This is a genomic window from Denitromonas iodatirespirans (assembly GCF_018524365.1).
Lineage (GTDB): Bacteria > Pseudomonadota > Gammaproteobacteria > Burkholderiales > Rhodocyclaceae > Nitrogeniibacter > Nitrogeniibacter iodatirespirans.
Genome location: NZ_JAEKFT010000024.1, coordinates 1 through 12,608 on the forward strand (window position 1 = coordinate 1; position 12,608 = coordinate 12,608).

The window sequence follows — 12,608 nt, forward strand, 5'->3', positions numbered from 1 at the left end:
GCGGCTCGATCAGCGCTTCGAGCGCCGCCCACGGTGTCACCGCTTCGATCTGGGCAAGGAACCGGTCGCGGCGCGTCATCTTCTTCTTGGCCGCGTACTCAAGGTCGGAGAAGCTCGATTGCATCGGGATCGTCACCGTCGTGAAGGAACTATGCGTATTGTCTCAAACAGAGCCGCCCGTGGGGCGATATGCAAACGAAATAATCAGCGTTTCCTTAGCGCATTGATGTGCCGTAGGTTATCGCGGGTTCGGCGAGCGAAATCTTCTATGAGGTGCTGATATTCCATAGGCGGATCACCAAATGCGGTCTAACGACGCTGTAGAAAAACCCGTTTCCAGGCCGAGTCGATCTTCCCGGCGTTCGCCGGTGCGGGGGAATTCGTCATCCGTTCAGTCCATTCGCTTCGGCATCTTCCTGCCTTGATTCATCGATCCGCTCAGGGTGCCAAGTGCCGAGGGGTGTGCCACCCCCGTAATCTATCCCGCATACCCGTGATGCGCCAGCTTCTCGATGTTGTGCATCATGCACCACAGCTTCCACTGAGCATCGACCTTCTGTCTGCCGCGCAGCGTGAAGCGGGTCAGGCGCTTGTTGTGCCTCAGATTGCCGAACACCGGCTCGACCGTCGCGAAGCGCGCCGCGATCATGCGTTTGCCGGTGTCCGAATCGATCCTCGCCTTCATGCGCTCGGTGTGGCTTTGGGTGCCGTCCCGCTTGCCCATGAAGAAAGCCACCTGCCGGGTCTTGGTGGTGTCGGGTTTCCTCAGGCACTGGCTTCGTCGCTCACACGGCAGGCAGTCGCGTTCGGCTCCGCAGAACTTGATCGCGTGGCGTCCGCCGATGGTGCAGTTCGAGCCGTTGGCATACAGCCGCTTACCCGCCGGGCACAGGCAGTGGCTGTGATCTTCTGCAAGCTGGAAGTCCTGCGGCCGGAAGCAGCGCGTCTTGTTCTCTTTGGCCGACTTGTCCCACAGCGTGTCCGGCGTGGTCTTGTGCTTGGCCTGCCTCGCGTAGCGCGGGTCGCGACTGCGATAGTGGTTGTCGCAGATCCAGGCGGCGATGCCACGCTCGGCCAGTTGCTTGAGGTTCGCTTCCGAGTGGTATCCGGCATCGGCGGCAAGCGCCACCCACAAGGGATGTCTGCACCCCCTTCGGGTGGCGCCCCAGCCAACAGTCATCCGGGATCAAGTCTTGAAACCCAGCATGTCTGACTCGGCCAGCGCTACCTCGCCTGAATCAGCGGCGGCTCGTCCATCAACGCGATCTGTTCGCGCAGGTTGAGGATGTGGTCTTGCCAGTAGCGGGGGCTGTCGAACCAGCTGAAGGCGTGGGGGAAGGCGGGGTCGTGCCAGCGCTGGGCGATCCAGGCGGCGTAGTGGATGAGGCGCAGGGTGCGCAGGGCTTCGGCCAGATGGCGTTCGGCGGGGTTGAAGTCGTGGAACTGGCGGTAGCCTTCGAGCACCACCGCGAACTGGCGGCGCTGCTGCTCCGGCTCGCCGCTCAGGAGCATCCACAGGTCCTGGATGGCCGGGCCGCTGCGCGCGTCGTCGAAGTCGACGAAGTGCGGCCCGTCGGGTGTCCACAGCACGTTGCCGGCATGGCAGTCGCCATGCAGGCGGATCTGCGCCACCGGGCCGGCGCGGTCGAAGCAGCGTGCCACGCCGTCGAGGGCCTGGTCGACCACGCTGCGCCAGCTGGTTTCGAGCTCCCTCGGCAGATAGGGCGTGGCCAGCACGGCGTCGCGGGCGTCGATGCCGTAGGTCTGGGCATTGATGGCCGGGCGATGCTTGAAGGGCCGCAGCGCGCCGACGGCATGGATGCGCGCCATGAAGCGGCCCATCCAGCGCAGCACCTCGTCGTCTTCGAGCTCCGGCGCGCGGCCGCCGCGACGCGGGAACACCGCGATGCGAAAGCCGCCGGCACTGTTCAGCGTGCGGCCGTCGAGGGCGAGTGGCGCGACCACCGGGATCTCGCGCTCGGCCAGCTCGGCGAGGAAGGCGTGCTCCTCGTCGATGGCCGCATCGCTCCAGCGGCCCGGGCGGTAGAACTTGGCCACCACCGGCGGCCCGTCATGGATGCCGACCTGGAAGACACGGTTCTCGTAGCTGTTGAGCGCCAGCACGCTGCCGTCGCAGTCCAGCCCGATGGCCTCCAGGGCATCGAGCAGGTGCTCCGGCGTGAGCGTGGCGAAGGGCGCTTCGAGCTCGCTCATGGGCGCTCTTTGGCCGTTTCGGGCGTGTAGGCCTCATGCAGGTCGACCGGTTTCGCGGCCTTTTTGCGCATGCGCAGGTTGAGCATCTCGACCGTTACCGAGAAGGCCATGGCGAAGTAGATGTAGCCCTTGGGCACATGGTTGCCGAAGCCGTCGGCGATCAGCACCACGCCGACCACCAGCAGGAAGGACAGCGCCAGCATCTTGATGGTGGGGTGCTCGGAGACGAACTCGCCGATCGGCTTGGCGAAGAACATCATCAGCCCCACCGAGGCGACCACCGCTGCGACCATCACGCCGAGGTGATTGACCATGCCGATGGCGGTGATGATGGAGTCGAGCGAGAACACCAGGTCGATGACGATGATCTGCGCGATCACCGCGGCAAAGGTGTTGGCCACGGCCTTGGAGGCGCTGCCTTCCTCGCCCTCCAGCAGTTGGTGCACCTCGCCGGTGCTCTTCCACACCAGGAACAGGCCGCCGGCGACGAGGATCAGGTCGCGCCCCGACAGGCCGTGGTCGATCACCGGCACGGTGAACAGCGGCTCGGTCATGCCGGCCAGCCACGATAGCGCGGCGAGCAGCGCGATGCGCATGAACATGGCGAGGAAAAGGCCGAGGCGGCGGGCGAAATCGCGCCGCTCGGGCGGCAGCTTGTCGACCAGGATCGAGATGAAGATGATGTTGTCGATGCCCAGCACCAGTTCCAGCGCGGTGAGGGTGAAGAAGGCGACGATCAGTTGCGGATCGGTCAGGAATTCAAGCATGGGGTCCTCGATGATGGCATTGCGGCGGCGGCCGCGGACGACGCGCCATCATACCAAGCCGTCACTTCGCCATGACGCCGGCCGCGCTACACTGCGGCCCATGAATACGATGAACGACGCCGACACGCTGTTCAGCGGCCAGATGCTCGCTACCCTGCGCGAGGCGCGCCATGTGGTGGTGCTGACCGGCGCCGGGGTCTCGGCCGAAAGCGGCGTGCCGACCTTCCGAGATGCGCAGACCGGCCTGTGGGCGCGCTACGACGCCACCGCGCTGGCCACGCCCGAGGCCTTTCGCGCCGACCCCGCGCTGGTGTGGGGCTGGTACGAGTGGCGCCGCGCCGCGGTGCTGCGGGCCGCCCCCAATCCGGCGCACACGGCGATCGCCGCGCTGGCCGGGCAGGTGCCGGCGCTGACCGTGATCACCCAGAATGTGGACGACTTGCATGAACGCGCCGGCAGCGCCCCGGTCATCCACCTGCATGGCCGGCTGATGAAGCCGCGCTGCTTTCGCTGCGGCACGGCCTGGCGCTATCCGGCCGGGATTCCGGACGAGCCCGAAGGCGGGCGCCGTGTCGCCCCGCCCGACTGCCCACGTTGTGCCGGCCCGATCCGCCCCGGCGTGGTGTGGTTCGGCGAGAGCCTGCCGGCCGACGAGTGGCAGTCGGCGCTGGCCGCCGCGGCCGGTTGCGATCTGATGCTCGCCGTCGGCACCTCGGCGCTGGTCTATCCGGCCGCCGAGCTGCCGCAGATTGCCGTCAATTCCGGCGCTACCCTGGTGCAGATCAACCCGCAGGCCACCAGCCTGGACGGCATCGCCCACTGGAACCTGCCCGGTGCCGCCGGCATCACACTGCCGGCGCTGTTGCAGGCTGCCTTTGCCGGCGACATGAACGCGACGGCCTGAGGCCGTCCCTGACCGAAACCACAGGAGACACCATGCAACTGAACGACAAAGTCAGCCTCATCACCGGCGCCGCCGGCGGCATCGGCCTGGCCATCGCCAAGCGCTTCGTCGCCGCCGGCAGCCGCGTGGCGATCGCCGACATCAACATGGACGCCGCCCGCCAGGCGGTGGCCGAACTGGGCGAGGATCGCGCCATGGCAGTGGCCATGGATGTGACCGACGAAGCCGCCGTCAATGCCGGCGTGCAGGCAGTGGTGGACCGCTGGGGCACGGTCGACGTGCTGGTGTCCAACGCCGGGGTGCAGATCGTGCACCCGATCGAGGAATTCCCCTTCGCCGCCTGGAAGAAGATGCTCGCCATCCATCTCGACGGCGCCTTCCTCACCACCAAGGCGGTCTTGCCGCACATGTACGCTCAGGGCAGCGGCAGCGTGCTGCTGATGGGCTCGGTGCATTCCAAGCTCGCCTCGCCGCTCAAGTCGGCCTATGTCACCGCCAAGCACGGCCTGATGGGCCTGGCGCGCGTGATCGCCAAGGAAGGCGGGCCCAAGGGCGTGCGCGCCAACGTCATCTGCCCCGGCTTCGTGCGCACCCCGCTGGTCGACAAGCAGATCCCCGAGCAGGCGCAGGCGCTGGGCATCTCCGAGAAGGAGGTGGTGGACAACATCATGCTCGGCGGCACCGTCACCAAGGAATTCACCACCCTCGAGGACGTGGCCGAAGTGGCGCTGATGTTCGCCGCCTTCCCCACCAACGCGCTCACCGGGCAGTCGCTCATCGCCAGCCACGGCTGGCACATGGAATGAGTACCTTGGCCGCACCGGCGCATGGCTTCGAGCAGGTGGCGCTGGCGCTGCAGGGCGGCGGCGCGCTCGGCGCCTATCAGGCCGGCGCCTACCAGGCGCTGGCCTCACGCGGCATCGCGCCCGACTGGGTGGCCGGGGTGTCGATCGGTGCCATCAACGCCGCGCTTATCGCCGGCAATGCGCCCGAGGCCCGCATCGCCGCGCTCGAAGGCTTCTGGCGGCGGGTGACGCGCTTCGGGCCGGGCAACTTCGCCCTGCCCGAGCCGCCGCTGCCGCCGGTGTTCAACAACCTGCTGTGGGCCGGGCGCAACCTCAGCTTCGGCCAGCCCGGCTTCTTCGCCCCGCGCCTGCCGCCGCCCTGGCTGTGGCCGGACGACCGGCCCGAGGCCTTGAGCTACTACGACATCGCCCCGCTGCGCGACACGCTGCTCGAATTCGTCGACTTCGACCGCCTCAACGACGGCCCGGTGCGCCTGTCGGTGGGGGCGGTGGACATCCACACCGGCAACTACGAATACTTCGACAACCGCGAGCGGCGCATCGGCCCCGAGCACATCATGGCCTCCGGCGCGCTGCCGCCGGGCTTTCCGCCGGTGGAGGTCGAAGGGCGCTTCTACTGGGACGGCGGGCTGGCCTCCAACACCCCGCTCGACTTCGTGCTGCACCACACCCCGCGCCCCGACACCCTGATCTTCCAGGTCGACCTGTGGCCGGCGCGCGGCGATCTGCCGCGCAACATCCGCGACGTGGCCGAACGCATCAAGGAGATCCAGTACTCCAGCCGCACCCGCCTCAACACCACCCACATGGTGCGCGAGATGGCGCTCAAGCGCCGCGTGCGCGAACTGCTCGCCGCCCTGCCCGGGCATGCCGAGGCCGGCACCCTGCTGGCCGAACTCGAAAAGGACTGTGCTGGCGGTGTCGCCACCATCGTGCACCTGATCTACCAGAGCCGACCCTACGAGCACGAAAGCAAGGACTACAACTTCAGCCGCCGCATGATGGAAGAGCACTGGCACAGCGGGGGGCATGATGTCGACCGGGTGCTGGCGACCCCCGGCGTGCTCGAACGGCCGGACGACCATGAAGGCATCCGGGTGTACGCCAGCGACCGCGTGTGAGCGCCGGCTGCGTCACACGCTATCCTGAACGGATCGAGAGGAGGACACCACCATGCGGACATCCACCATCATCCTGCCCAGCCTCATGCTGGGCCTGCTGGCCGGCAATGCCTTGGCCGACCCTGTCCCGCTCAAGGACTACGACCCGCCGCTCGACCCGGCCTTCGCCCAGATGATCCGCAACGCCGACCTGGACGCCGGCGCAGCCTTCTTCGAGCGCAAGTGCTCGCAATGCCACGACGGTTTCAAGGAAGGCGGCGACTTCAAGGGCCCGCACCTGTGGAACGTCATGGGCCGCATGCCCGCCGCACGCGAGGGTTTCCGCTATTCACCGGCGATGCAGGCGGTCAAGCGGCCATGGACCTACGCCACGCTCAGCTACTACCTCAAGGACACCGACGCCGCGGTGCCGGAGCGGGCGATGAATTTCGTCGGTATCGAAGACGACCAGACCCGGGCCAACGTGATCGCCTACCTGCGCACGCTGCATGATGCGCCGCCGCCCTTGCCGTGATCGACGCTGTTCTCGGCACGCTTTTCGAGGCGGTTGGCGAGGCTGTGCTTTGGTTGGCCAGCCGGGCGGCTGGTCGGCTGTTCGATCTGGAAGCGGCCGATGCGCGTCGTGTCGGCGAGTGGGCCGTGCTGGCGACGGTTGTCGTGATGCTGTTTCTGCTGACGGTGCTGGCGCCATAGCGGGGGGTGGTGCCTTCGGGGGAGGTTCGTTGGCCGGGTTTCGCCCCGGCGGGCGAGTTACTTCTTTGTCGCGCGACAAAGAAGTAACCAAGAAAACGCGCCCCGCTGCCGTGGCCCTTCGGGCTTCCCTCCCTCCGCAAGCGCGGGGCGGGCGACTTCGCAAACTCGCCCTGCGGGCTCAGACAGCGAAGCCGCTTTTCCCGCCCCGCACTTGCTGCGCTCGGCACGACAGAGGGGGAGGCGGGTGCCCATCGGTAAGGTTTTCGGTTTTCGCGCGGGCGATGGCGAAGCCGAGCCCACGCCCCCTTCCCCTTCTGTGCCGCCGAACGGAGCCCGGGGACGGCGGGAATTGTCGTGTCGCTGTTTGAGCCCGCAGGGCGAGTTCGCGACACGACCCGCCGGCGCCGGGCGTAGAGAGGGTACCGGCGAAGCCGGCGGCACAGTCGGGGGCGTTTTCTTGATTACTTCTTTGTCGCGACAAAGAAGTAATTCGCCCGCCGGGGCGAGACCCGGCCAACGAACCTGCGATGCGCAGGCTGCACTGGAGTGCGGGCCAAAGGCCACTCGGGCGGGGCCAGAAACCCTATGCCTCCGGCACTTCCCGAATCGCCGGCAAGCTTTCCCCCTCGGGGATGAACCTGAGCGCCACCCCGTTATTGCAGTAGCGCTGCCCGGTCGGTGCCGGGCCGTCGCCGAAGACATGCCCCTGATGGCCGCCGCAATGGGCGCAGTGGTATTCGGTGCGCGGCACGATCAGTTTGAAGTCGGTCTTGGTCTCGACCGCGCCGGGCAGCGGGCGCCAGAAGCTGGGCCAGCCGGTGCCGCTGTCGAACTTGGTGTCATGCTTGAACAGCGGGGTGTGGCAGGCGGCGCAGATGAAGGTGCCGGGGCGTTTTTCGTCGTTCAGCGGACTGCTGCCGGCGCGCTCGGTGCCTTCGTCGAACAGCACGTGGCAGGCGGCTTCGGGCAGGTCGGCGGCCCAGTCTTGGGGGGCTTTGCGACTCATGATCTCTCCTTGGGGCAGTTCTGGCCAGTGGACCACGCTCGGCGCGGCTGGTTGCCTCAACCAGGCCGGCGGGCGGTCATGGTGTCGAGCCAGCTGGTCAGCACCGAGCGGGCGATCGGCGCCAGTTGCGGGCCGTGCAGGGCGGTGGCGGCGCGCAGGGCGGGCAGGTTGATGCCGGCGGCGGCCAGCTCGCCGGTGTGGCCGATGAGCCATTGCTCGACGCGGGCGGGGTCCATTTCGAGGTGGAACTGCAGGGCCAGCCCATGGCGGCCGACCGAGAAGGCCTGGTGCGGGGTGTCAGCCGAGGCGGCCAGCCAGGTGGCGCCCTTGGGGATGTCGAAGGTGTCGCCGTGCCAGTGCAGCACGGGCAGATCGCCGACGGCGGCCAGCGGCGAGGCGCAGCCGGCTTCGGTCAGTTGCAGCGGGGCCCAGCCCAGTTCCTTGTGGCCACGCGGATAGACCCGGGCGCCGAGGGCCGCGGCCATCAATTGGGCGCCGAGACACAGGCCGAGCGTCGGGGCGCCGGCGGCGAGGCGGTCGGCGATGGCGTCGATCTCCTCGCGCAGATAGGGGTAGCGGTCGGTTTCGTAGACGCCGATCGGCCCGCCGCAGACGACCAGCAGATCGGCGCTGCGCAGCCGGCGCGGATGGGCGTCGACGCCAGCGTCGACAATCTCGATGGAATAGCCCCGCTGGCGCAGCGGCCCGTCGAACAGCCCCAGGTCTTCAAAGGCGACATGACGCAGAACGAGGGCGCGGGGCATGGCGAATCATCCTTGTCTGAAACGTTGCCGGGCGGCCAGGCCGAGCAGGCCGGTGAGCAGCATCAGGGCGCTGGCCGGTTCAGGCACGGCGGTGACCGGTTGGTTCAGGGTCGGGTAGTCGAGGGTGGCGACGCCGACATCCTGAACCGTAGCGTAACGCAGGTCGAGAAAGGATGGTTGATAGGCCTGCCCGTTGCAACCCGCACCGGTGAATCCGGCTTGTTGGCAGACGATCTCCGGCACGATATTCGTGCCGGCCGGGTCGACGATGGTGCTGCTGATGCCCAGCGACAGCGTCAGCGTGTCGCGACCGGAGAGGTCGTTTCCTTCGAGGTCGAAGAAGTAGCCGCTGGCCAGCGAGCCGGCCACCAATTGCGCCTGGACGCCGACCTGACGCTGGATCGGGTCGATCTGGCCGCCGACCACCGTGAAGCGGGCGATGCGGGTGCCGTTGTCGGCGCCGTAGAAGCCCTGGGTGCCGCCGAAATCGAGGGCGCTGTCGGCATACAGGTCGAGGGTGCCGCCGGTAAAGCCGCTGCCGAGCAGGCCGACGGCGCCGGTCACGTTGTAGCTGACGGTCAACTCATGGCTGCCGGTGTTGCCGACAACCTGGTAGGCGCCATGTTCCTGGAAGGTGATGCCCAACACGGCCCAGGACAGTTCCTGTTCGACGAAGCCGGCGCCGGCCACGTTGAGCGAGGAGACGAAGCTGGCGCCGGACCAGCCGGTGCCGGCGGTATTGAGATACCAGCCGCTGGCGGCGCGGGTCGGCAGCGAGAGGGTGGCGAGGGTTGCCAGCACGGCCAGCGGGATCAGTCGGGAAGGGCGCATACGAGGGCTCCTGTGAAAAGAGGGAATGCCCGCGTATGGTATGCCAGGTTGAATTCCTATGTCATTTTGTCAGCATATGTTTCTTTCCTGCCGGGTGCTCAGCCAGTGCAGCGCGCCGGCTCCGGCGGCCCGGCCGGTGGCCAGACAGGCGGTGAGCAGGTAGCCGCCGGTGGGGGCGTCCCAGTCGAGCATTTCGCCGGCGCAGAACAGGCCGGGGCGGGCGGTGGACATCAGCCGGTGGTCGAGGCCGGCGAAGCGCACGCCGCCGGCGGTGCTGATCGCCTCGTCGATGGGGCGCGCGCGCAGCACCTGCAGCGGCAGCGCCTTGAGGGTGCGGGCGATGGCGCCGGTATCGTCGAGCGCTGCACCGGACAGCGCTTCGCGCAGCAACGCGGCCTTGATGCCCTTGAGGCCGATGCGCCGTTGCAGGTGGTTGCTCAGCGAGCGGGCGCCGCGCGGGGTGGCCAGCGCGGCGGCCAGTTGGGCTTCGCTGCGCTCGGGCATGAGGTCGAGCACGATGGTCGCCGGCCCGGTGGCCACCGCCTCGCGCAGCACGGCGCCGAGGGCGTAGATCAGCGGGCCTTGCAGGCCGGCGGCGGTGACCAGGCATTCGCCCTGGCGGGTGTGCACCTGGCCGGCGGGGTCGGTGATGCTCAGGCGGACGGCCTTCAGGGGCTCGCCGGCGAAGCGTTCGCGAAAATGCGCGCTCCAGGCGATCTCGTAGCCGCAGTTGCTCGGCGTCAGCGGGGCGACATCGAGGCCGGCGTCGGCAAGTACCGGCGCCCAGCTGCCATCGGTGCCCAGGCGCGCCCAGCTGCCGCCGCCGAGGGCCAGCACGGTGGCGTCGGCGCGGTAGCCAACCGGGCCGGCGGGGGTGTCGAAGCGCAGCGCGCCGTCGGCATCCCAGCCGGTCCAGCGATGGCGGGGGTGGAGGTGCACGCCCGCCGCTTGCAGCCGCGCCAGCCAGGCGCGCAAGAGCGGGGCCGCCTTCATGCCGACCGGAAAGACCTTGCCGGAGCTGCCGACGAAGGTGTCGATGCCCAGCCCGGCGGCCCAGGCGCGAACGGCCGTGGCGTCGAAGCGCGCGATGAAGGGGGCGAGCGCGCCGTGATGGCGGCCGTAGCGGGCGAGAAAGGTGCTCGGGTCTTCGGCATGGGTCAGGTTGAGACCGCCGCGGCCGGCCATCAGCAGTTTGCGGCCGACGGTGGGCATGCGCTCGAACACCGCCACCGCGACGCCGGCCTGCGACAGGACGTCGGCCGCCATCAGGCCGGCCGGCCCGCCGCCGATGACGGCGACACGCGGAGGGGCTGCGGACATGGGGCGGGTATGAGGCATGGTGACGACGGCGGATCGGGAAGCGCTGATGATACCTGCCCGGTGCCTGCCCACGTCACACCCTTTTGCCTTGTCGGCTTGCGCGATGCTGCCCTGCACCATAGGCTTGGGGCCTGGGTGCGACCCGACCGGCGGTGTCGGGCGGCGCCTGCCAACCGATGAATAACCGACGGAGAAGCCATGCTTGAAACACTGATGAATACCGAGGCGATGGCCGCTTACGCCCGTGATTGGGGGCTCAACCTGATCTTTGCCCTGTTGATCTTCATCGTCGGCCGCTGGCTGGTGAAGGGTGTCGTGGCGGTGGGGCGGCGGGTACTGGCGCGCGCGGAGATGGACGAGATGCTGTCGCATTTCGTGCTGTCGATCGTACATGGCGTGCTGTTGCTGGTGATCGTCATCGCGGCGCTGAACCGGCTGGGGGTCGACACCACCTCGCTGGTGGCCCTGATCGGTGCGGCCGGCCTGGCGATAGGCCTGTCGCTGCAGGATTCGCTCAAGAACTTCGCCGCCGGCGTGATGCTGATTGTGTTCCGCCCGTTCAAGACTGGCGATTTCGTCGAGGCCGGCGGCACCACCGGCGTGGTGGAGAAGATCAACATCTTCAGCTCCACCTTCCGCACCCCCGACAACCGCGAGATCGTGGTGCCCAACGGCGCCATCTATGCCGGGGTGATCACCAACTACTCGGCGCGCCAGACCCGGCGCATCGACCTGCTGGTGGGCATCAGCTACGACGACGACATCCGCAAGGCCAAGTCGGTGGCCGAGGCGGTGCTGGCGGCCGACGAGCGCGTGCTGGCCGATCCGGCGCCGGTGGTGGCGGTGGCCAGCCTGGGCGACAGCAGCGTGAACCTGCACATTCGCCCGTGGGTCAAGACGGCCGACTACTTCATGGCGATGTGCGAGCTGACCGAGAAGATCAAGATCGCCTTCGACGAGAACGGCATCTCGATCCCCTATCCGCAGACCGATCTGCATGTGCGCCAGGTGATCCCCGCGCTGGCACCGGCGCCGGCCAAGGGCGACTGAGCCGAACCTCAGGCCGGGTGCGGATAGTCCGCCACCTGGCTGTCGGCCTCGGTGACTGGCGTGCCCGCGGCCAGCGCCAGCGGCAGCACGCCGGCCCATACCGGCCAGTCCAGGTCCTCCGGGGCGTCCTTGACACCGCCGCTGCGGATCTTGGCCGAGGCCTCGTCGAGGCGCAGACGCAGCATCGTGGTGGCGCGCAATTCCTTGTCGCTGACCGGGCGCAGCGCCGCCCAGCGCCCCGGCGCCACCTTGTCGATGAAGGCTTCCAGCGATTCGAGGAAGTGCGCCGTATCGTCCACCGTCTCGAAGCGGCCGTAGGCCACCACCGAGCGGAAATTCATCGAGTGGTGGAAGGCCGAGCGTGCCAGCACCAGGCCGTCGACCAACGCGATGCTGACGCAGGCCTCGCGCTCGGTGAGCGCCTTGAGCATGCGCGAGGCGCGCGCGCCATGAATGTACAGGTACTCGCCCATGCGCCAGTGCGCGGTGGGGATGGCGTGTACCACCCCGTCGAGCGTGAAGGACACATGGCACACCCAGGCCGTGTCGATGATCGCGGCGAGGGTGTCGAAATCGTAGTGGCCACGCTCGGGATGGCGGCGCATGCGGGTGCGAGGGCTGGGGGCGACGATGTCGTTCATGATGTCTTCCGGTTCAGTCGGTGATCAAACGGGGTTGGCAATCGAGCTCGGATTTGACCGAGTTGGCGATGAAGCAGGCCGCGTGGGCGGCGTGATGCAGCGCCTCGTGCTCGGCCGCGCTCGGTGTCTTGCCGGCGAAGCGCACCGCCGGGTGCAGCGTGACGGCGCGCATCCACTGCCGGCCGTCGGGCCCGGCGCTCATCACACCCTCGGCGGCGTCCTCGTAGTGGTCCACGCACCAGCCGTCGCGCGCGGCGAGCGACAGGAACCACAGCATGTGGCAGCTCGACAGCGCCGCCACGAAGGCTTCCTCGGGGTCCACCGCGGCCGCATCGGAATAGGGCAGCGGCACCACATGCGGCGAGGACGAGCCGGGCACCACCGCGCCGCCGTCGAAGCGCCATTCGTGGCGCCGGCTGTAGCGGTTGTCGGTGAAGGCCTGTTCGCCGCGTTGCCACACGATGGTGGCGGAGTAGTTGGCCATGGCGGGT

The 12,608-nt window shown here is 68.3% G+C and carries 15 protein-coding genes and 1 pseudogene; 6 read left to right on the top strand and 10 right to left on the bottom strand.

All coding sequences use genetic code 11. From position 1 onward, the window contains the following. The 4 genes and pseudogenes from I8J34_RS17880 to I8J34_RS17895 form a co-directional block, all read right to left on the bottom strand. Positions 1–124, bottom strand: a pseudogene (locus tag I8J34_RS17880) (IS5/IS1182 family transposase); the annotation flags it as partial. A gap of 354 nt (positions 125–478) precedes the next feature. Continuing rightward, positions 479–1,129, bottom strand: coding sequence for a transposase (locus I8J34_RS17885; RefSeq protein ID WP_214362994.1), 651 nt, complete (start codon positions 1,127–1,129; stop codon positions 479–481). A 95-nt stretch (positions 1,130–1,224) separates the two neighbouring features. Next, the gene (locus I8J34_RS17890; RefSeq protein WP_214362995.1) at positions 1,225–2,214 is read right to left on the bottom strand and encodes a serine/threonine protein kinase; all 990 of its coding nucleotides are present in this window, start codon (positions 2,212–2,214) and stop codon (positions 1,225–1,227) included. Next, complete coding sequence (locus I8J34_RS17895) at positions 2,211–2,981, bottom strand: TerC family protein (protein ID WP_214362996.1); 771 nt, start codon at positions 2,979–2,981, stop codon at positions 2,211–2,213. The genes I8J34_RS17890 and I8J34_RS17895 overlap by 4 nt, the downstream gene beginning before the upstream one ends. A 100-nt stretch (positions 2,982–3,081) precedes the next feature. Between I8J34_RS17895 and I8J34_RS17900 the strand changes: the two genes are divergently transcribed. The 5 genes from I8J34_RS17900 to I8J34_RS17920 are packed head-to-tail and all read left to right on the top strand — an operon-like array spanning position 3,082 to position 6,505. After that, complete coding sequence (locus I8J34_RS17900; protein WP_230411900.1) at positions 3,082–3,885, top strand: SIR2 family NAD-dependent protein deacylase; 804 nt, start codon at positions 3,082–3,084, stop codon at positions 3,883–3,885. Positions 3,886–3,917: 32 nt separating this feature from the next. Next, positions 3,918–4,691, top strand: coding sequence for a 3-hydroxybutyrate dehydrogenase (locus tag I8J34_RS17905; protein ID WP_214362997.1), 774 nt, complete (start codon positions 3,918–3,920; stop codon positions 4,689–4,691). Further along, complete coding sequence (locus I8J34_RS17910) at positions 4,688–5,812, top strand: patatin-like phospholipase family protein (protein WP_214362998.1); 1,125 nt, start codon at positions 4,688–4,690, stop codon at positions 5,810–5,812. Before I8J34_RS17905 ends, I8J34_RS17910 begins: the two co-directional genes overlap by 4 nt. Before the next feature lie 52 nt (positions 5,813–5,864). Next, on the top strand, positions 5,865–6,326 hold the full coding sequence (locus tag I8J34_RS17915) for a c-type cytochrome (RefSeq protein ID WP_214362999.1): 462 nt from the start codon (positions 5,865–5,867) through the stop codon (positions 6,324–6,326). Continuing rightward, positions 6,323–6,505, top strand: coding sequence for a hypothetical protein (locus tag I8J34_RS17920; protein WP_214363000.1), 183 nt, complete (start codon positions 6,323–6,325; stop codon positions 6,503–6,505). The genes I8J34_RS17915 and I8J34_RS17920 overlap by 4 nt, the downstream gene beginning before the upstream one ends. A 583-nt stretch (positions 6,506–7,088) precedes the next feature. Here I8J34_RS17920 and msrB read toward each other — a convergent pair. From msrB to I8J34_RS17940, 4 genes are all read right to left on the bottom strand, one after another. After that, positions 7,089–7,511 carry a peptide-methionine (R)-S-oxide reductase MsrB gene (msrB, locus tag I8J34_RS17925; RefSeq protein ID WP_214363001.1) on the bottom strand — a complete coding sequence of 141 codons (423 nt, stop codon included), beginning with the start codon at positions 7,509–7,511 and terminating at the stop codon, positions 7,089–7,091. A 56-nt stretch (positions 7,512–7,567) separates the two neighbouring features. Further along, on the bottom strand, positions 7,568–8,275 hold the full coding sequence (locus I8J34_RS17930) for a glutamine amidotransferase (RefSeq protein ID WP_214363002.1): 708 nt from the start codon (positions 8,273–8,275) through the stop codon (positions 7,568–7,570). A 6-nt stretch (positions 8,276–8,281) separates the two neighbouring features. After that, positions 8,282–9,106: a PEP-CTERM sorting domain-containing protein gene (locus I8J34_RS17935; RefSeq protein WP_214363003.1), complete on the bottom strand. Its 825-nt coding sequence runs from the start codon at positions 9,104–9,106 to the stop codon at positions 8,282–8,284. 69 nt (positions 9,107–9,175) lie between these two features. After that, positions 9,176–10,426, bottom strand: coding sequence for a TIGR03862 family flavoprotein (locus I8J34_RS17940; RefSeq protein WP_214363004.1), 1,251 nt, complete (start codon positions 10,424–10,426; stop codon positions 9,176–9,178). A gap of 198 nt (positions 10,427–10,624) precedes the next feature. On the opposite strand from I8J34_RS17940, the gene I8J34_RS17945 reads away from it, so the two are divergent. After that, positions 10,625–11,476 (top strand): mechanosensitive ion channel family protein, encoded by an 852-nt coding sequence (locus I8J34_RS17945; protein ID WP_214363005.1) that lies wholly within the window; start codon positions 10,625–10,627, stop codon positions 11,474–11,476. Between the two features lie 8 nt (positions 11,477–11,484). Here the strand turns inward: I8J34_RS17945 and I8J34_RS17950 are convergent, their stop codons facing one another. Both I8J34_RS17950 and I8J34_RS17955 read right to left on the bottom strand, forming a co-directional pair. Beyond that, positions 11,485–12,117: a pyridoxamine 5'-phosphate oxidase family protein gene (locus tag I8J34_RS17950; protein ID WP_230411901.1), complete on the bottom strand. Its 633-nt coding sequence runs from the start codon at positions 12,115–12,117 to the stop codon at positions 11,485–11,487. 13 nt (positions 12,118–12,130) lie between these two features. Next, positions 12,131–12,601, bottom strand: a complete 471-nt coding sequence (locus I8J34_RS17955) for an OsmC family protein (RefSeq protein ID WP_214363006.1) — start codon at positions 12,599–12,601, stop codon at positions 12,131–12,133. Positions 12,602–12,608 lie beyond the last annotated feature (7 nt).

Coding starts and splice junctions, on each gene's coding strand:
- I8J34_RS17930 (WP_214363002.1), bottom strand. CDS start 8,275: ATGCCCCGCGCCCTCGTTCTGCGTCATGTCGCCTTTGAAGACCTGGGG.
- I8J34_RS17890 (WP_214362995.1), bottom strand. CDS start 2,214: ATGAGCGAGCTCGAAGCGCCCTTCGCCACGCTCACGCCGGAGCACCTG.
- I8J34_RS17910 (WP_214362998.1), top strand. CDS start 4,688: ATGAGTACCTTGGCCGCACCGGCGCATGGCTTCGAGCAGGTGGCGCTG.
- I8J34_RS17900 (WP_230411900.1), top strand. CDS start 3,082: ATGAATACGATGAACGACGCCGACACGCTGTTCAGCGGCCAGATGCTC.
- I8J34_RS17955 (WP_214363006.1), bottom strand. CDS start 12,601: ATGGCCAACTACTCCGCCACCATCGTGTGGCAACGCGGCGAACAGGCC.
- msrB (WP_214363001.1), bottom strand. CDS start 7,511: ATGAGTCGCAAAGCCCCCCAAGACTGGGCCGCCGACCTGCCCGAAGCC.
- I8J34_RS17940 (WP_214363004.1), bottom strand. CDS start 10,426: ATGTCCGCAGCCCCTCCGCGTGTCGCCGTCATCGGCGGCGGGCCGGCC.
- I8J34_RS17945 (WP_214363005.1), top strand. CDS start 10,625: ATGCTTGAAACACTGATGAATACCGAGGCGATGGCCGCTTACGCCCGT.
- I8J34_RS17935 (WP_214363003.1), bottom strand. CDS start 9,106: ATGCGCCCTTCCCGACTGATCCCGCTGGCCGTGCTGGCAACCCTCGCC.
- I8J34_RS17950 (WP_230411901.1), bottom strand. CDS start 12,117: ATGAACGACATCGTCGCCCCCAGCCCTCGCACCCGCATGCGCCGCCAT.
- I8J34_RS17905 (WP_214362997.1), top strand. CDS start 3,918: ATGCAACTGAACGACAAAGTCAGCCTCATCACCGGCGCCGCCGGCGGC.
- I8J34_RS17895 (WP_214362996.1), bottom strand. CDS start 2,981: ATGCTTGAATTCCTGACCGATCCGCAACTGATCGTCGCCTTCTTCACC.
- I8J34_RS17915 (WP_214362999.1), top strand. CDS start 5,865: ATGCGGACATCCACCATCATCCTGCCCAGCCTCATGCTGGGCCTGCTG.